Annotated in this window: 15 protein-coding genes; 5 read left to right on the top strand and 10 right to left on the bottom strand. The window is 46.4% G+C overall.

Translation table 11 applies throughout. The features are described from left to right. Positions 1–52: 52 nt before the first annotated feature. The 4 genes from RDV52_RS09675 to RDV52_RS09660 form a co-directional block, all read right to left on the bottom strand. Positions 53–2,317 (bottom strand): thiol-activated cytolysin family protein, encoded by a 2,265-nt coding sequence (locus tag RDV52_RS09675; protein ID WP_004365782.1) that lies wholly within the window; start codon positions 2,315–2,317, stop codon positions 53–55. 147 nt (positions 2,318–2,464) lie between these two features. Continuing rightward, on the bottom strand, positions 2,465–2,911 hold the full coding sequence (locus tag RDV52_RS09670; protein WP_004365783.1) for an HU family DNA-binding protein: 447 nt from the start codon (positions 2,909–2,911) through the stop codon (positions 2,465–2,467). A gap of 24 nt (positions 2,912–2,935) precedes the next feature. Beyond that, complete coding sequence (locus tag RDV52_RS09665; RefSeq protein ID WP_147278288.1) at positions 2,936–3,175, bottom strand: hypothetical protein; 240 nt, start codon at positions 3,173–3,175, stop codon at positions 2,936–2,938. After that, entirely contained in the window at positions 3,114–3,554 is a 441-nt protein-coding gene (locus tag RDV52_RS09660; protein ID WP_004365784.1) for a hypothetical protein, read from the bottom strand. The genes RDV52_RS09665 and RDV52_RS09660 overlap by 62 nt, the downstream gene beginning before the upstream one ends. 417 nt (positions 3,555–3,971) lie before the next feature. Between RDV52_RS09660 and RDV52_RS09655 the strand changes: the two genes are divergently transcribed. Beyond that, on the top strand, positions 3,972–6,857 hold the full coding sequence (locus RDV52_RS09655; protein WP_040556981.1) for a response regulator: 2,886 nt from the start codon (positions 3,972–3,974) through the stop codon (positions 6,855–6,857). Here RDV52_RS09655 and RDV52_RS09650 read toward each other — a convergent pair. The 6 genes from RDV52_RS09650 to RDV52_RS09625 all read right to left on the bottom strand — a co-directional run bounded on the left by RDV52_RS09650 (position 6,848) and on the right by RDV52_RS09625 (position 11,833). Beyond that, a complete protein-coding gene (locus RDV52_RS09650; protein ID WP_155812035.1) occupies positions 6,848–7,009 on the bottom strand; it encodes a hypothetical protein in 162 nt (53 codons plus the stop codon). The genes RDV52_RS09655 and RDV52_RS09650 overlap by 10 nt on opposite strands. Before the next feature lie 42 nt (positions 7,010–7,051). Continuing rightward, positions 7,052–9,541 (bottom strand): TonB-dependent receptor, encoded by a 2,490-nt coding sequence (locus RDV52_RS09645; RefSeq protein ID WP_040556743.1) that lies wholly within the window; start codon positions 9,539–9,541, stop codon positions 7,052–7,054. A gap of 120 nt (positions 9,542–9,661) precedes the next feature. Next, positions 9,662–10,285, bottom strand: a complete 624-nt coding sequence (locus RDV52_RS09640; RefSeq protein ID WP_023924699.1) for a tetratricopeptide repeat protein — start codon at positions 10,283–10,285, stop codon at positions 9,662–9,664. A 9-nt stretch (positions 10,286–10,294) separates the two neighbouring features. Then, on the bottom strand, positions 10,295–10,861 hold the full coding sequence (def, locus tag RDV52_RS09635; RefSeq protein ID WP_004364323.1) for a peptide deformylase: 567 nt from the start codon (positions 10,859–10,861) through the stop codon (positions 10,295–10,297). 55 nt (positions 10,862–10,916) lie between these two features. Continuing rightward, positions 10,917–11,336, bottom strand: a complete 420-nt coding sequence (gene ruvX / locus RDV52_RS09630) for a Holliday junction resolvase RuvX (RefSeq protein ID WP_004364322.1) — start codon at positions 11,334–11,336, stop codon at positions 10,917–10,919. After that, entirely contained in the window at positions 11,336–11,833 is a 498-nt protein-coding gene (locus RDV52_RS09625) for an SPOR domain-containing protein (protein ID WP_004364321.1), read from the bottom strand. The genes ruvX and RDV52_RS09625 overlap by 1 nt, the downstream gene beginning before the upstream one ends. Before the next feature lie 221 nt (positions 11,834–12,054). Here RDV52_RS09625 and RDV52_RS09620 point away from each other — a divergent pair, with 221 nt between their 5' ends. The 4 genes from RDV52_RS09620 to ppdK all read left to right on the top strand — a co-directional run bounded on the left by RDV52_RS09620 (position 12,055) and on the right by ppdK (position 16,498). After that, positions 12,055–12,270, top strand: coding sequence for a YtxH domain-containing protein (locus tag RDV52_RS09620; RefSeq protein WP_004365788.1), 216 nt, complete (start codon positions 12,055–12,057; stop codon positions 12,268–12,270). 9 nt (positions 12,271–12,279) lie between these two features. Beyond that, positions 12,280–12,633: a phage holin family protein gene (locus RDV52_RS09615; protein WP_004365789.1), complete on the top strand. Its 354-nt coding sequence runs from the start codon at positions 12,280–12,282 to the stop codon at positions 12,631–12,633. Between the two features lie 7 nt (positions 12,634–12,640). After that, positions 12,641–12,934 carry a hypothetical protein gene (locus RDV52_RS09610; protein WP_004364318.1) on the top strand — a complete coding sequence of 98 codons (294 nt, stop codon included), beginning with the start codon at positions 12,641–12,643 and terminating at the stop codon, positions 12,932–12,934. A gap of 840 nt (positions 12,935–13,774) precedes the next feature. Next, positions 13,775–16,498, top strand: a complete 2,724-nt coding sequence (gene ppdK / locus RDV52_RS09605; protein WP_004365792.1) for a pyruvate, phosphate dikinase — start codon at positions 13,775–13,777, stop codon at positions 16,496–16,498. Positions 16,499–16,876: the final 378 nt, after the last annotated feature.

The following is a 16,876-nucleotide window of genomic DNA, read 5'->3' as shown; positions in this document are numbered from 1 at the left end:
ACTCCTCCCGCCACTGCTGACGGGAGGAGATACTTATCACGAGAGGTTCAAATCAGGGGTTGAATGGTTCCAGGTCTCTGATTTTTACAGAGTCGTAAACACTTCCTGAAAGGGAGATGTTCAGAGCACCCGTCTCCATTTCCTTTGCGGTAAGGCGTCTCTCATCTTGTGCCGAGTAACTGCCGCCGCCACGCTTGCTCCTTATTCGCAGCAATGGACCTTTGTTAATGTATTCGCCAGGCTCAAGGTCTCCGTACTCTCTGTTCCGGCTGCTGCTGAACGTATAGTACCAAGGGTCTTGAGCTCTTTCAGAGCTTCCACCGTCGATTGACTTGGTAGGCAGGATTTTTCCTTTTTGTTCTCCTTCTTTACCTATTCTGAAACAATCCACGTCGAGCTGAACTTTCACCTTTCCAGGACCTATGTGTACCCGGCTTACATCGATGTGGGCAAACAGTCTTCTCGGACATTTCGTGTAGCCAATCTGATACTGTGTTCCGGAGTACAGCGGTCTGACAACTGTTCCTGGGGTAGGACCGGTGATGAGCTGAATGGTGTATTTCGTAATGACTCCCTGATTGGCGTGGCTGAACCTCATGTTGTCTGCCATTGCCTCTTCCAGTTCATGCTGGGTGTTCTTTCCCCTCAAAGCTGAAATGGTAAGAGAGGTTCCTCCCAAGTTGAATATCTCGTCGTTGGTGTAGCTCGACGATTCGGCAAGCGACTGGCTTGCAGATGCGCTCTGCCCGTAGCCCGATACCTTCTGTGAGGAGTCGAACGTGAACTGCCTTGCAGAGTACTCCTTCATGTAGCTGAACGTTCTGCCATAGGTTACCGAAGTTACGATTGCAATGGCTTTTCCATTCAGTTCATTGCTTAAATCGTTCCACGTTACACTGTCGGCGAACAGAGAGGCGGGGTCTTGGTGCCAATCGTCTTTCAGCCTGATTGTAAAGTAGTCCTGGTCTAACGTCGTGGCTTGTATGAACGACTGTTCGGAGCTGGTGGCAGATGCCCTTACGTTCACGTTGCAGCCTGCAAACGACGAGTCTACGCCCAAGTCCATCATGAGGCTCTTCTGGCTGGTGTGTATTTTTGTTCTTGGCCTTTGTGCGCCCGGGGCATCATACCTTGAGTCGCTCAGCAAGGTGTGCATAATGTTGTTTATAGCCATTCTTACATCGGAGTTGTTGGGGTCGATGTTGCTTTGCGATGGGTTGCCGCCTGCAAGGAAGTCTCCGTAGATGGATATCTTGCTTCTCGGAATGCGTCCCAGTGGGTTGGGCGAGCCGCTCGTTATATCGCTGTCTACAAAGAGTATTGCTCCCGGGTATATGTTCTCGTAGCCGCTTCCTCTTACGTATATTTCCTTTTCGCTGAAGCTGCTTTCCCTCTTGTCTAAGATGTATGCGAAGTCTCTGTCTGAAACATCTTCAATAGCTTCGGGATATCTATAGTCGTCATCATACATATTGCTGTTTAGCAAGTCATTGGCATTGTGTTTTATTCTGCGCAAACCTTCATTGATATCTTCGTGTCTTCGGCGAGTATAGTCTATAAAGTTAGTTTCGCTTGTATTGTCCGTTTCGCTTGCATTGTCCGTTTCGCTTGTGTTGTCCGATTCGCTTGCATTGTCCGTTTCGCTTGCATTGTCCGATTCGTTTGTGTCGCCCGTTGGTTCGGCAATGGTTACCCAATCTGTTATAACCTTGTCGTCTGCACCGAAGAGGGTGTGGAGGGTTAAGCCGTCCCATTGAGACTCTTTCCAGTAGGCTCCTGTAGGGAGGGGGCTGGCGCAATTATCAAAGGCAACACTAAGTAAGCAGCTATAGCTGCTGTAGGTTTCTTCGTTAATGCCACCTTTAGCACATACGGTGCAGTTGATGAAATGCCAGTTGCCCCCAACTATACCTCCCCATACTCCACTTACAATAAGCGAGCAGTCTTTGACGTTGATGATAGAAACTCTTGAGCTGTAAATGCCTTTATGTGCTTGTCCACCCAGGCTTTTCACAGTGAGTGTAGCATCTGACGTGACTCCCTTTATGGTGAGAGTACAGTTTTCGTCATTATATATTCCATCTTCATCATAGGCAGTAATGGTGTTGCTGCCGATGAGCTTGATGGTCAGCCCATCAATATAACTTTTAATGCCGTATCCATACTCGCCTGTTGCAGTGATGGTGGCATTGTCGAGGGTAAGGGTTCTGCTGCTGGGGTCGTAGCTTACTCTTCCACTTACGCCATTAAAGTTAGAGATGTCGTTGCAGTTTTCTGAGGTTACCTGTATACCTGCAATCCATAGTTTATATTCCATAATTATTTAATTTTGTGCAACCCCTTGTGGGGTTGCGGGTTAATAAATAGGTTTCTGCCCTGTGTGGGCATAGCTGTTTTTGATTTACCCCGGCAGAGCGTCTGCTCTTGCGTGCCCTGCCGGGTGAACTGTGCAGAAGAAGGGCTGCTATGGGTGCTGGGTGCCTCCGCCGCCGGGCTGCTTGCCCTCTTCCTTCTTCTTCTTGCGCTTGGGATTGTCTACGCTCAGCTCTACGTTCTTGGCTGCCTCGCGCATCTGCTGCTTGGGCGTGAAGACGATTTTCGGCTTCTTGAGCGTCTCGGCGCACACGTCGATTTCGTTTTCTATCATCTTCGACGTTACCATGACGCGGAACGAGCCGAGGTCTGCCAAATCGACACTTGCTCCCATGAGCAGGGCGTCGCGCACGATGGCACCGAGCGATATGAGGGCGTTGGACACGTCGCCTGCCGAGAGCGATGTCTCGCGCACAATGCGGTCTATCACCATCTTGTTGGTGAGGTTCTGTTTTGCCTTGGGATAAGCGTAGTAGACGGTCTTTCCCTTGTTCTTTCCAATAGTCATTTTCTTAGATCTTACTTGAAATTCGATCATAGCTAATTTGAATTTAAATTGTTATTAAAATAGTTGTTGAAGGGGTGCTTTTGTCGTAACCCCGAAGCGACGATTGCCGTAACCCCGAAGCGACTGTTGTCGTAACCCCGAAGCGACGATTGCCGTAACTCCGTAGCGACGAAAGGCACTGTGTGGCTGCTCTGCCGATGGGTGTTCCGATGCGGTCTTGCAGCATGTTCCGTCAGCCTTTCGCCTTGTGTTTCCTGACGGTGGAAGTCGTTCTTTTGGTCGTATTCTGTTCATGACTGTTCGTGTTGCCTCCCTGCTGAAACTCCTTTCGGAGCAACGCCGTGTCGGAGGCTTGGGCGTTGTGGTTATTTAATTTATCTGGCATGTCAAGTGGTCTGTCTTTCGTGCCGTGCGAATGGCTGTCTATATTGAACAGGTTTACGAACCACTGCCACGCAGGGCACCGGGGCGGCATCTTTTCGGGAGGCTTGGGGTCTATGCGGGCAGGTATCGGATTTTTTAGATACAGGTTGCTCACCTCCTCCATTCGCCGACGGCTGAACTCTTCGTTCACCATCTCGCGGAGGGCTTCGAGCAGCTGCAGGCGTTCTTCCGAATACTTCATGTTCCGTATCTGCTCCTTGGTAGGTTCGGTGTCTGCTTTTTTCTTCATGCCTTTTTCTGTTTGTAACACGTGTGAAACGATGTTGCAAATTTAAGCCTGAACCGCACAAAAGTACCTATCATAATCGGACAAAAAACTATCCTAATCGGACATTCTGCATCTTCGCCACTTATCCTAATCGGACATCGGGAGGACGCAAGTAGTTGATATGCCACGCGTTACGAGTGATATTTTTAGTCTTTTTAACAAGTAGGCATCTTTCCGCTTCCAAGCAGCTTTCCAGCACGCTTCCGTTGGTTCGGGAGGGTGGGGCAGGAGGGTGGTGCACGAAAGTTTTATGGGAATATGATTGGCAGGTTACGGGATTTTCACTATCTTTGCACGCAGAAAAAAGCGGATATGCTACTTGCATGGCTGACCTACAATGAAACAAATTCTATGAACAAACAAAAAACATTACCCCCCATGCAGCATTACGGGCATGGCTTGAAAACAGCTTTACAATCTTGTTGCAGGCTCCTGAGGAGCCGGAAGAAATTGCGCTACTTGCTGTGTGGTGCATCATTGGCGTTGGTTTCGGTATTCTTCCTCGTTCATTCGTGCGGCAAGAAGCCGACGGCTTTCACCCCCGAAGAACGCAGGGAGGCGGACAGCATAGTGCGCTCGGTGCACAGCGTGGACTCGCTTGCGCTGTTGCAAAAGCAGCTGGAGCGGTCGGGCAAGAGGCTCGGCAGCATCGTTGCCCTGAGAGAGTGGGGCAAGGCCCTGCGCAACGAGAGCCGCTTCGAAGAAGCCCTGAGCGTGCACAGCACCGGACAACAACTGGCTGAAGCTGCAGGCGACACGCTGGAACTGGTGCAGGCACTGAACAACGTCGGCACCGACTACCGGCGCATGGGCGTGCTGGACGTGGCGCAGGAATACCATTACCGTGCATGGAAGCTGAGCGAGGAATGTGCCGACACGTCGTTCACCGCCAGGAAGAACCGCGTGGTGTCGCTCAACGGATTAGGGAACGCCTACCTTACATTGGGCAACTACGAGCGTGCCGACAGTGCACTGCGCATGGCATTGGCAGGCGAACGGAGCCTGCACAGCACGGTGGGGCAAGCCATCAACTATGCCAACATTGGCTCCATCTTCGAGCACTACGGGAAGATGGACTCGGCAAGGGTGTATTACCTCAAGTCGATGGCACTGAACACGGAGGCAGGGAACACGCTCGGCATTTCGCTCTGCCATACCTACTTCGGGTCGCTCTACGAAAAGGCAGGGCAGTACGGCAAGGCGATGGCCGAATACGAAACAGCCTCGCAGATGATGCAGGCATCGAAAGACGAATGGCATGCGCTGAACTCGCTCATCGCCCTTGCCGGAATACACCATGCCATGGGCAACAATGCCAAGGCCATGGCATACTTGGGAAAGGCGAGGCAAATGGCGGAGAGCATCAAGTCTACGGAACACCTGGCAGAAATATACACCTTATATTATAAGACCTACAAACAGACCGGCGACAGCAGGGCGGCATTGGCTTCGCACGAAAAGGCAACGGCAATGCAGGACAGCGTGCTCGACATGGAGAAGGTGAACCGCATTCAGAACACAAGCCTGCGAATAGAACGCAACCGACAGGACAGACAGATGGACGAAGCCCGTCGCCGATTAGAACAGGAGCGCACCACACGCTACATCGGGTATGCCGTTCTGGGACTTGGGCTGCTGGGGCTGGCAGGAGTGCTGGCAATGGTGCTCTACACCAACAGGCTGCGCCGCCGCAACCATCAGGAGCTGAAACGGATGTCGGCACTGCGCGAAAACTTCTTCACCAACATCACGCACGAGTTCCGCACGCCACTGACCGTAATTCTGGGGCTGAGCCGCGAGCTGCAAAGCTCCGGCAAGGCAGAAGTGAGGGACAAGGCACAGACCATAGAACGGCAGGGAAACGGACTGCTCACACTCATCAATCAGCTGTTGGACATATCGAAAATAAAGTCTGCCGTGGGCAATCCCGACTGGAAGAACGGAAACATGATGACCTACCTCGCCATGATTGTGGAAAGCTACCGAGGCTACGCCCGCAGCCGCAACATCGACCTGCAGTTCTTCCCCAAGGGCGAGGTCGTCATGGACTTTGTACCCAACTACGTGGTGAAGGTGATGAACAACCTGCTCTCCAATGCCTTCAAGTTCACGCCCGAATACGGAAAGGTGAGCGTGCTGGCATGGTGCGAGAACCAACAGCTGTTTGTTGATGTTGCCGATACGGGCAAGGGCATGGACAAGGAAGTTGCTGCGCATGTCTTCGAGCCATTCTATCAGGACGAGAGCGAGATACAGAACATCGGTACGGGAGTGGGCCTGGCACTCGTCAGGCAGATTATGAATGCCGTCGATGGAACGATAACCGTGGAGAGCGAGGTGGGCAAAGGCTCCACGTTCCACGTCAGCATGCCTATCCACAACCGTTGCCGACAGCAGGCGATGCCTCCTGCAGAAAGCAACACGCCGCTCTTGCCCAAGGTTGCGGAGGCTCCCACCGACAGTACCGGCAAGGAGAACGACTGCCGCCTGCTCGTCATAGAGGACAACTGCGACATTGCCTCCTACATCGGCTCGCTGTTTGCCGACCACTGCGCCATCTTCTATGCCGATAACGGAAAGGAGGGACTGAAGAAAGCCTTGGACCTTGTGCCCGACCTCATCATCACCGACCTGATGATGCCCGGCATGGACGGCCTGGAAGTGTGCCGGCAGGTGCGGAGAAACGAAATCATCAATCATATTCCCATCATCGTGGTAACTGCGAAGATAACCGAAGAGGAGCGCATCGAGGGCATAGAGGCGGGAGCCGACGCCTATCTGTCGAAACCGTTCAGTGCGGAGGAACTGACAACAAGGGCGGAGCAGCTGTTGGCAGGACGGAGGCTGTTGCAGGAGAAGTTCGCAAAGGTATCGGTGGAACTCAAGAAGGGGGAAGAGCACCCTGCAGAGCTGACCAAGGAAAGGGAAGCCGACCTGCGCTTCCTTGCCAAAGTAACGAGCGTGGTGCATACGCAGCTTAGCAGGAACAAGAATGCCGATGTGTCGGCGATAGCTTCGAACATGTGCATGAGTCCTCGTCAGTTCCATCGCAAAATCAACGCCCTGACAGGCTATTCTCCATCGGTCTATATCCAGCACCTCAAGATAAAGAGAGCCTGCAACATGATGGACACGTACCCCAAGATGGGACTTGGGGACGTGGCAGAGCAATGCGGCTTCGATTCCTATCCCAACTTCGTGCGGGCATTCAAGAGCGTTCGTGGCGAAACACCATCAGACTATCGCAAGCAGTATTACACCTGACGGCACTCTCGGGTGCCATGTCCGCCGTCTGTCTCAGGAAACAGGCGCATAATACAAAAGACCGCCCTGCTCTCAGCGAGCACGACGGTCTTGTCTCTAACAGTAATATTTATTCTTCGTGTAGCATTCTGCTTCTTGCTACAAGCAATCATCTTCTTTTAAGGGTCGGTGCTTGTCTTCATGGCTTTGCCTTCTTAGAAATGCAGAGAGACATCGACACCTATCTGGAAAGGGTTTCCCAGCTGGCCGAACGTGAGCTTCGTGCCCGTAGCCTTGCTCTGCACGGCAAAGGTGTTGTATTTGGTGTCGGTAAGGTTGCGTATCCAAAGATTAACGTGCATTGGCCCGAAGTCCGCATCGGCATGTGCGCCTAAGACAGCATGGAAGTTCTGGGCAATCGTGTTGAGTTCGTCCCAATAGGTCTTTCCTTGTGCAGACATGTTCAGTCCTACGGTTACGGAACGGAGATGGAACTTGCCGGCAGGGTCGAGCAGGGCAGCAGGGTCTACGTCTATGCGGTAGTCGGTGATAGCGGAAAGCGTATGTTGTGGTACAAACGGGACACGCTTGTCTTTGTAGTCCACCTTGACGCCGGCAGCAGTTGTCTCGTTATATTCGTCGAACGTTGCACTCGTGAAACCATAACCTACGGCATAAGAAAGCTTGTCGTTGAGTGCGCCCCCACGCAATGTAGCCTCGACACCGCACGAATGGCTCTTGCCTGCATTGGTCATCATGCGCCCAAACCCATAATGGTTTGCCAAGACGGACAGCTGCTGGTTTCTTATTTGCATATAGTAGGCAGCGAGGTCGAGCGTCATCTGTCCGCCCGATAAGTTCAGGTGTGCGCCAGCTTCATAATTGAAGCTCGTCTCTGGTTTATATGCAATCGTCTTCTTTATGTTGTTGTAATAGGCGTCGTCGTGTTCTACATCGACGTCGCCCCTTGCACCTTGGGCAGCCGATGAGAGTTCGGTCTGCAGAATGTCAGAGAACATCTGAATGTTGAAGCCTCCTGCACGGTAGCCCTTAGACCAAGTTGCATACACGTTGCTGCCATTGTTGAGCTTATAGGTAAGCCCTACCTTGGGCAACAGCTGCCTGAAATGGTTCTTTTCGTGGCGGGCAAGGGTAGACGTTATGGCCGGCTTTATGTTTATGCCCATCACACTTTCGTCTAACCGAAGACGTGCGGAAGTGTTGTAATCTACTGCGACGTGCGAATAGTCGTATCTCAAACCAAGCGTAGCACGCAGGCGATGGGTAAGGTTGATGTTGCTTTCATGGTAAACGCCTAAGTTGAAAGTCGGTGTGTGGAACCGTTCTGAAATGGGTTCCATGTGCATGTTGATTCTTATACCGCCTGCTTTGGCTATGGCAGCCTTGGCAGCAATGGCAGCTGCCTGCATGGCCTTGTCTTCCGGTATTCCGCGCTTAATCATCTCTGCAGCCATTCGCTTGGTCATTGCAGCAAGCACACCATTGTAAGCGTAATCGGTAATGCGCTTGGAGAGGAACTTGTTCATGTCGGTGCCCATATAGACGGGTGCATCGGTTCGCAACCACTGATAAGCCCCATAAGCGCCGAATGCCCATTGCCAACGACTGTCGTTCTTGCTCTTGACGGACAGCTCTTCTACAAGCGAGTTTTGCAACTGTTGCTGCTTCAAGTGCAGATAGTCTTGGGGAAGATAGTCGTTGTCCATCTTCAGATTGTCGCGAAGATACTGCCAGGACGTCATGGAGTTGAACACGAAACCCTCTCCGTTATACTTTATGCCAACTCCTGTATTCAGTATGTTGCGCTTGTAAGAACTGGGGCGGTTCTGGCTGGGCTCTTGCGTTCCTGCCTTCAAGCCATAATAGGGCGATGTTATGTTGGCATTTGCAATCTGCTCTTTCGTTACTATCTGTCCGTAGGGAAAGCCATTCTGGTCTACATGCTGATAGTCGGCAATGAAACTAAGGTTCAAACGCTTACTTGGGTTCCACAGCAGCTGTGCCTTTCCGCCAAACTCGTTAAACTTGTCGGCGTGTTCTCCGTTGTATTTGTTCGTGAAGAAACCATTCTGTCCACCGTAGAAAGCCGAGATAGCCAAGGCAGTCTTGTCGCTCAACTTGGCATAATGTCCTATCTCTGCCTTACGCCAGAACTTATTGCCGAGCGAGAGCTTAAGGTCGGTACCTTGATATTCAAACGGATTCTTACTGTAAAGACGTATCAGTCCGCCCTCGGTGTTCATTCCATAGAGTGTTCCTTGTGGTCCGTGAAGCACGTCTATACGGTCTATGTCGTACGTGTGGAAATTGAAGGCACTCTTGCTCTGTATCGGCATTCCGTCTACATACATTCCTACAGCAGGCGAGTTTACACGCGAACCTATTCCGCGCATATACATAGCCGAGGTATAACGCGAGCCATATTCGGGCATAGTAAACGAGGGAACAAAAGCCGAGAGCTGTCGGAGGTCTTGGGTATTGAGACTGTTCAGTTGCAAACGATTAAACGTAGTACTGTTCAATGGTTGCTGACGCAGACGGTAGGTTTCTTTAGGTTGGTCGTAGACATAAACTTCCTCAATGTCGTAAACCCGTACAGTGTCGTTGATTTCTGTCTTCTTCTCTGCCATCATCGACGCTGGCAGAAGCGTTGCACATAAGATTGTAAATAAAAATCTGTTCATACTTTTATTGATTACCTAATATTTTAACGGCTGCAAAGATAGTGAAACCCCAACAACCATACAATCCTTATTTATTAGGAAAATCCCAATACGATTCACACAAGGCTTTCTTTGCTATTACTACCGGAGACCTTTGTCTTTCCAGCGTAATAACCAAGGTACGCTTTTCGATGGACTAAACTTTAGGTATTTACTTTCTGTGTCTTGAGAGGTTTTCCTGATTGGTTTCCGTCCTGACTTTATATCGTTCAATAAGGTTTGCGCGACAGATAAATCCGGCCATCGCTTAAGAATCGAAGATAGTTGCAGTGAAGCTTCTCTTAAACTTCCTTTCATGTATAGACAGTAGGCACGATTAAACCAAAGTTCTTGATTATCGCTATTTATTTTTATCGCTTTGGTGTACGCATCGACAGCATTGTCGTATTTCTCTTCATGTATGCAGATTAGCCCATAAAGATCGTAAATGTCGGCAATATAAGGTTGCAATTCCAATGCCTTTTGGCAATCCTCGTAAGCCCCTTTGTAGTCTTCAAGGTGATATTTGGACAATGCCATTAAATACCATGCTTCGTAAAGATTGGGCTTTAACGCTACTATTCGGCGAAATATATCTAAAGAAATTATATAATATCCATTGTTAAGCGAACTTCTTCCTTCTTCCATCAGTCGTTTAATATTATATTGTGCAGAGGAAGGTGATGCAAACAGAATAAATATGGATATTACGAGAGACCGAAACATTTATTGCTTTTACTTCTTTCGGTTTGCTGGTTTCACTTTATAACGACAATTAAAATTACCCGATATCAATGCTTTCATTTTCTTTGCTATCATCTGCTTGCGGAAGACGGAGATTCTATCAGTAAAGACCTTACCTTCTATATGGTCAAATTCATGCTGAATAACTCGTGCCAAATATCCACTCACCCATTCATCGTGTTCTTCTAAATTCTCATCTAAATATTTCACGTGAATGCGAGTGGGACGAGTAACATTCTCGTGTATTCCCGGCAACGACAAGCAACCTTCTTCCATCGTTTCTGTCTCAGTATCGTCGAGTTCCAATATATGTCCGTTTATGAAAGCATGGCGAAAACCTTTATATTCCGGGAAATGTTCGGATAGAACATCTAAGTCTATTACCACAACGCGAATAGCCTTTCCTATTTGTGGGGCTGCCAGACCTATTCCATCACTTGCAGCACAAGTTTCAAACATATCAGCAATCAACTGTTGCAATCCAGGATAATCTAAAGGAATGTCTTCTGCCACTTTCCGAAGTACGGGCTGCCCTAAAGTATATATTGGTAATATCATTTTTTCTTTTCTAATTTACATAAAGGCATAGTCAGATGTCTTAAATAAGAAATCTTCAAATATCTTTTGAACGCATATAATCTTGCAAAATGATGGTTGCAGAAACCTCATCTACAAGTCCTTTATCCTCTCTCCGTGTCTTTTTCTTAATTCCGCCAGCAATGATTGTCTGCTGTGCAATTACAGATGTAAAACGTTCATCATAATACTCAATTGGAATAGTTGGCATTGTTTTTCGCCAAGTACTAACAAACTGTCCTACTCGTGCTAAATTTTCACTTGGTCGCCCATTCAATTGCAATGGACGACCTATGACTATACGCTCTACGTTTTCTTGTGCCACGTAAGTTTTAAGAAAATCAAGTAACTCAGAAGTAGCAACCGTTACCAAACCATTTGCAATTATCTGCAAAGGGTCGGTAACTGCTATTCCTGTTCTTTTCTTTCCAAAATCAATAGATAGAATTCTACCCATTATTTAGAAAGTAGCCAAGCATCTGGATATTGGTTACGTAACTGATTACGGCTCTGAACAGCCGAAGCTTTATTGTCAAATGTTGCGGCTACGACACGATACATGCTATTCCCGCTATTGAATGCGACCTGTGCATCGTACCCCGTATTCTTTAAACGTTCTTGGAAATTGTAAGCATTAGCCTTTACGCCGAACGAACCAACTACTACACTATAGTTTTTTAATCCTGCGCCTTCCACAACCGACACATCTTCACGCCGGACAGGTTCATTGTCGTAGTTATCTTCAACTCGCGTTTCTGTTACTGGTTGTGTTTCAACAGGAGCAACCACTGGAACATCTGATGATCCAGTAGCAGTTTCTTCTGTTGTATAACCAGTGCGCTCTTGTGCTTTTGCTTTTTCGTAAGCTTTCTTATATGCGCTCTCACTTGACTTACAGCCAGTAAAAGCCATCGCAACACAAATAGCTGCACCAAAAATCATCAATTTCTTCATATCATTCACATTTACTTAATAAATCCTTTTGTTTCAAATTTTATTTTGCGAAATTACAACTTTAACAGCAAACTATGCTTATATTGCTATCTAAAGTTTGTTAAATAAATTATTTATAAGAAAATTAACACTAAATAAGTAGAGTTATTCATCATAGTACAGAATAAAATACTATATTTGCGTTTGATAAGTATATGTTCAACAATAAAAACTGACAAATTATGAAAACTTTAGGTTATATCAGCGCATTTATTGGAGGTGCGATTGCTGGTGCTGCATTAGGTATTTTAATGGCACCAGAGAAAGGTTCTGATACACGTTCCAAAATTTCTGATGCAGTCGACGATTTCTGCCATAAACACGATATTAAACTTAGCCGGAAAGAAGCTGAAGAGTTTGTAGATGACATTAAAGACGCTGCATCTGACGCACTCTAAGCCATAAGTATGTTCTCGAACGATAATAATGTAGAAACGCTTGCACGGCTCATAGAGCGACTGAAACGTTACATAGGGCTTCAAACAGAATATGTAAAGCTTAGTGTAATAGAAAAGGTGGTGCACTTATTCACAGCTATTGCTATTTTAACAGCGATAGTCGGTTTGCTGTCCTTGACTGTAATCTACTTCTCGTTCGCTGTTGCTTATGCGTTGCAACCATTAGTAGGCTCGTTAGCTTGCGCCTTCCTCATAGTTGGAGGAATCCATCTGTTACTGCTCTTTCTGATTATTTCATTCCGCCATCAGCTTATTCAGCGACCGCTCGTTAAGTTTTTGGCACATCTGTTAATGTCAAAGTAAATGCCCTATGTATAACAATTCAGACAACGAACCTGTATACAGGACTTTGAGCGAAATTCGTTTGCGGAAGGCACAGTTGCTTGCCGACATTGCGAAAGAAAGTAATCAGATTACGAATTTATGGGATAACGTCTTCCATAATCCACGGAAATCGTCTACCCCGACGAAAAAAATCTCGAGTCTGATGACTACTGGCGTAGGAGTTGCCGATACAGTAATCTTAGGTTGGAAACTCTACAGACGTTTTAGTGGCAAGCCAAGTCTATTTAGTTTCTTCGGGAAGAAAAGAGGAAAAAGGTAAGAGAATGCACCTGAAAAATTTCCTTAACAAATCCTTAACGATCGATTATAAATGCCGGACTGTTGCAAAGCAGTTCGGCATTTATGGCTTTGGGGATTTTAAAAGACAGGATTGCCACTACTTGTCAGAACAGTTGGCTTTCTTTTCTCTTGCTTAAGGAAATTGCTGAAAATCTTTGGTTTTGTAAAGATAATTCTGTGAAAAGGTAATAAGTGTACTTTTACATTCTGAAGGCGGCTCTTTTGCAACGTAAAACAATAGGTTTTACCATGCAAAAGAGCCGCTTTCGTATCGTAAAACAACAGATTTTGCAATACGCTGATAAATAGATAGTTAAATAATAGTTGCACCCACGAAAAATGTTTACAGCTTTTCTTCTTTTCATTTGCAAAAGTAAGCCGTTGTCCATTGAACTTCTATTATCTCTAAAAGGTAGCATTTCTGCTTTTATAAATAGGTATTCATAATTAGTTATTGATATATTTAAGTCTATTTTTTCAGTCAGTTTGCCTATCTCAAAGAAGGAGTGTAGCGGGCTACACACCTGATATGATATGGTGGAATGACAAAAAGAGACTTAAGATATTGGTAAAGCAGAAAGAAAATAAGAACAAAACATATATGTGTTTAATTTTGAATACCTACTTATAGAAACGTTGGTAGTCGTCATTTGCAAATAAATAATATTGTCATTAAATAATCTATAAAACTTAGTAAAACAAGGAATTAATAGCAAATGGCAAGTTTATTATATATTTTCCTTTCTAAAAGTTTGTTTCTTTGCTAAATTATTGTTACATTTGCACTGACGAAAAAAGATTTAAATAGTTAATTATTATTATGACAGAGAAAAGAGTTTATACCTTCGGCAACGGAAAAGCTGAGGGCAAAGCTGACATGAGGAACTTGTTAGGTGGCAAGGGTGCCAATCTCGCAGAAATGAATTTAATCGGTGTTCCTGTTCCTCCAGGATTTACAATTACTACCGATGTTTGTAATGAATATTTTGAAAAAGGTAAAGAAGCAGTTGTCAAAACCTTAACTTCAGAGGTAACAAAGAGCGTTAAGCACATTGAGGATTTAATGAATTCAAAATTTGGCGATCCATCAAATCCACTATTGGTAAGTGTGCGTTCAGGGGCACGTGCATCAATGCCAGGCATGATGGATACTATTTTGAATCTTGGTTTGAACGATGAAGTTGTAGAAGGTCTTGCAAAGAAAACTGGCAACGAACGTTTTGCCTACGATAGTTATCGTCGCTTTGTACAGATGTATGGAGATGTGGTTTTAGGAATGAAGCCCGAAAACAAGGAAGATATTGATCCTTTCGAGGCTATTATTCAGAAAGTAAAGGCGAAACGCAATATTAAGTTGGACAACGAAATGAATGTTGACGACCTGAAGGAACTCGTTGCTGAATTCAAGAAAGCCATCAAAAACCAGACAGGAAAGGATTTCCCCTCTAATCCGATGGAACAACTTTGGGGGGCTATTTGTGCCGTGTTTACATCATGGATGAACGAACGTGCTATACTTTATCGTAAGATGGAGGGCATTCCACAAGAATGGGGTACAGCCGTTACCGTTCAGGCAATGGTATTCGGCAACATGGGCGATACTTCTGCGACGGGAGTATGTTTCTCTCGCGATGCTGGTAATGGAGAAAATGCTTTCAACGGCGAATATTTGGTAAATGCACAAGGTGAAGATGTAGTTGCAGGAATACGTACACCACAGCAAATTACATTAAAAGGTTCACGGAAATGGGCAGAGCAACAAGGAGTCGATGAGGATATCCGTCGTACAAAGTTCCCTTCAATGGAAGAAGCTATGCCTGAGATTTATGCCCAGCTTAATGCCATTCAAGACAAATTGGAGAAACATTACCACGATATGCAGGATATGGAGTTCACCGTACAAGATGGTAAACTTTGGTTCTTGCAGACTCGTAACGGCAAGCGCACGGGTACGGCAATGGTCAAGATTGCAATGGACTTGCTCAAAGAAGGCGAAATCGACGAAAAAACAGCTATTCTGCGCTGCGAACCAAACAAACTCGACGAACTCCTTCACCCTGTATTCGATAAAGAAGCATTAGCACAAGCTAAAGTTCTTACACGCGGACTACCTGCATCGCCTGGTGCTGCAACAGGACAAATAGTATTCTTTGCCGACGATGCTGCAAAATGGCACGCAGACGGACACAGAGTTATTATGGTCCGTATAGAAACTTCCCCTGAAGATTTGGCTGGAATGTCGGCTGCCGAGGGTATTCTTACTACTCGTGGCGGTATGACTTCTCACGCTGCAGTTGTTGCCCGTGGTATGGGGAAATGCTGCGTCAGTGGAGCTGGTGGCATTATTGTAGATTACAAGAAACGTACTGTCAAGATTGACGGAACAGTATTGCACGAAGGCGACTATCTCTCTTTGAACGGTACTACAGGCGAAGTGTATTATGGTGAGGTGAAAACAAAAGCAGCTGAAGTTACGGGCGACTTTGCCCAACTTATGGAACTTTGCAACAAATATACTAAATTGCGTGTCCGTACAAATGCAGACACACCACGCGATGCTGAAGTTGCTCGTACATTTGGTGCTGTCGGAATTGGTCTTTGCCGTACAGAACACATGTTCTTCGAGGACTTGAAGATTAAGGCTATGCGAGAAATGATTCTTGCTGATTCTGTAGAAGGTAGGGAAAAAGCGCTCGAGAAATTATTGCCATACCAAAAACAAGACTTCTATGGTATCTTGAAATGTATGGACGGCATGCCAGTAAACATTCGCTTGCTCGACCCTCCATTGCACGAATTTGTGCCACACGATGAGGAAGGACAGGAAGCTATGGCAAAAGAAATGGGCGTTAGTGTCCAGTTTATCCGCAATCGTGTGAACTCTTTGTCGGAACACAACCCTATGCTGGGGCTTCGTGGCTGTCGTCTTGGCAATACTTTCCCTGAAATTACAGCGATGCAGACACGTGCTATCCTTGGTGCAGCAGTTCAGTTAAAGAAAGAAGGATTCAATCCGATGCCTGAAATCATGGTGCCACTCGTAGGTATCGTAAACGAGCTCGACAATCAGGAGATTATCATTCGCAAGACTGCTAATAAGATTTTCAAGGCAGAAGGCGTTGAAATCCCGTTCAAGTTGGGTACGATGATTGAGATTCCACGTGCAGCACTCACAGCCGACTTAATTGCTAACAAGGCTGAATATTTCAGTTTCGGTACGAACGACTTGACCCAGATGACTTTCGGTTACAGCCGCGACGACATTGCAAGTTTCTTGCCAAGTTATCTCGAAAAGAAGATTTTGGACGTAGACCCATTCCAAGTTCTCGACCAAGAAGGCGTCGGACAACTCATTAAAATAGCTGTAGAGAAAGGACGCAAAACCCGTAAGAACCTTAAATGCGGTATTTGTGGTGAGCATGGAGGCGAACCAACCTCTGTCAAGTTCTGCCACCGTGTAGGCTTAAATTACGTAAGCTGTTCTCCGTTCCGTGTACCAATTGCAAGATTGGCGGCGGCGCAAGCAGCAGTGGAATATAAATAATAGTATCGTTACTAAACGTGAGCTCGACGAATTGAGATTGTTTGTAAATTTGGTGTTGTTGTACCCCACTTGTGATATGTAGACGCATACCACTCGTGGGGTATAAACGTATCCTACTTATGGAGAGTGAAAGCGGTTTCAGACAAGAAGAAACAACCGATAAATTCGTCTAACTCACGTTGAATATATAAGGTGAAGTGATTTCACCAGATTTGATTAGACACTTTCTTGCAACATTAGCAGACGCTTTCTTCTTATGCCTGTTGGATAGTTAGACACAAGTTGGAAGTTCATACTGAAACGATAAATTCCTACACAAGTTTATTGACCCTGCAACTTCCAACAGTTAGGCATTATTAAGATTAAAGATATAATAAA

Origin of the sequence: Prevotella nigrescens (assembly GCF_031191185.1) — a bacterium.
GTDB lineage: Bacteria > Bacteroidota > Bacteroidia > Bacteroidales > Bacteroidaceae > Prevotella > Prevotella nigrescens.
Note: the sequence above shows the minus strand (reverse complement) of the source record. Positions and strands in the feature narration are given on the sequence as shown.

Excerpts from the sequence above, each read along its gene's own strand:
- RDV52_RS09620 (WP_004365788.1), top strand. The coding sequence starts at position 12,055 with ATGAAAACTTTAGGTTATATCAGCGCATTTATTGGAGGTGCGATTGCT.
- RDV52_RS09655 (WP_040556981.1), top strand. The coding sequence starts at position 3,972 with ATGCAGCATTACGGGCATGGCTTGAAAACAGCTTTACAATCTTGTTGC.
- RDV52_RS09640 (WP_023924699.1), bottom strand. The coding sequence starts at position 10,285 with ATGTTTCGGTCTCTCGTAATATCCATATTTATTCTGTTTGCATCACCT.
- RDV52_RS09625 (WP_004364321.1), bottom strand. The coding sequence starts at position 11,833 with ATGAAGAAATTGATGATTTTTGGTGCAGCTATTTGTGTTGCGATGGCT.
- RDV52_RS09660 (WP_004365784.1), bottom strand. The coding sequence starts at position 3,554 with ATGAAGAAAAAAGCAGACACCGAACCTACCAAGGAGCAGATACGGAAC.
- ruvX (WP_004364322.1), bottom strand. The coding sequence starts at position 11,336 with ATGGGTAGAATTCTATCTATTGATTTTGGAAAGAAAAGAACAGGAATA.
- RDV52_RS09610 (WP_004364318.1), top strand. The coding sequence starts at position 12,641 with ATGTATAACAATTCAGACAACGAACCTGTATACAGGACTTTGAGCGAA.
- RDV52_RS09650 (WP_155812035.1), bottom strand. The coding sequence starts at position 7,009 with ATGATTGCTTGTAGCAAGAAGCAGAATGCTACACGAAGAATAAATATT.
- def (WP_004364323.1), bottom strand. The coding sequence starts at position 10,861 with ATGATATTACCAATATATACTTTAGGGCAGCCCGTACTTCGGAAAGTG.
- RDV52_RS09645 (WP_040556743.1), bottom strand. The coding sequence starts at position 9,541 with ATGAACAGATTTTTATTTACAATCTTATGTGCAACGCTTCTGCCAGCG.
- RDV52_RS09665 (WP_147278288.1), bottom strand. The coding sequence starts at position 3,175 with ATGAACAGAATACGACCAAAAGAACGACTTCCACCGTCAGGAAACACA.
- RDV52_RS09615 (WP_004365789.1), top strand. The coding sequence starts at position 12,280 with ATGTTCTCGAACGATAATAATGTAGAAACGCTTGCACGGCTCATAGAG.
- RDV52_RS09670 (WP_004365783.1), bottom strand. The coding sequence starts at position 2,911 with ATGATCGAATTTCAAGTAAGATCTAAGAAAATGACTATTGGAAAGAAC.
- ppdK (WP_004365792.1), top strand. The coding sequence starts at position 13,775 with ATGACAGAGAAAAGAGTTTATACCTTCGGCAACGGAAAAGCTGAGGGC.
- RDV52_RS09675 (WP_004365782.1), bottom strand. The coding sequence starts at position 2,317 with ATGGAATATAAACTATGGATTGCAGGTATACAGGTAACCTCAGAAAAC.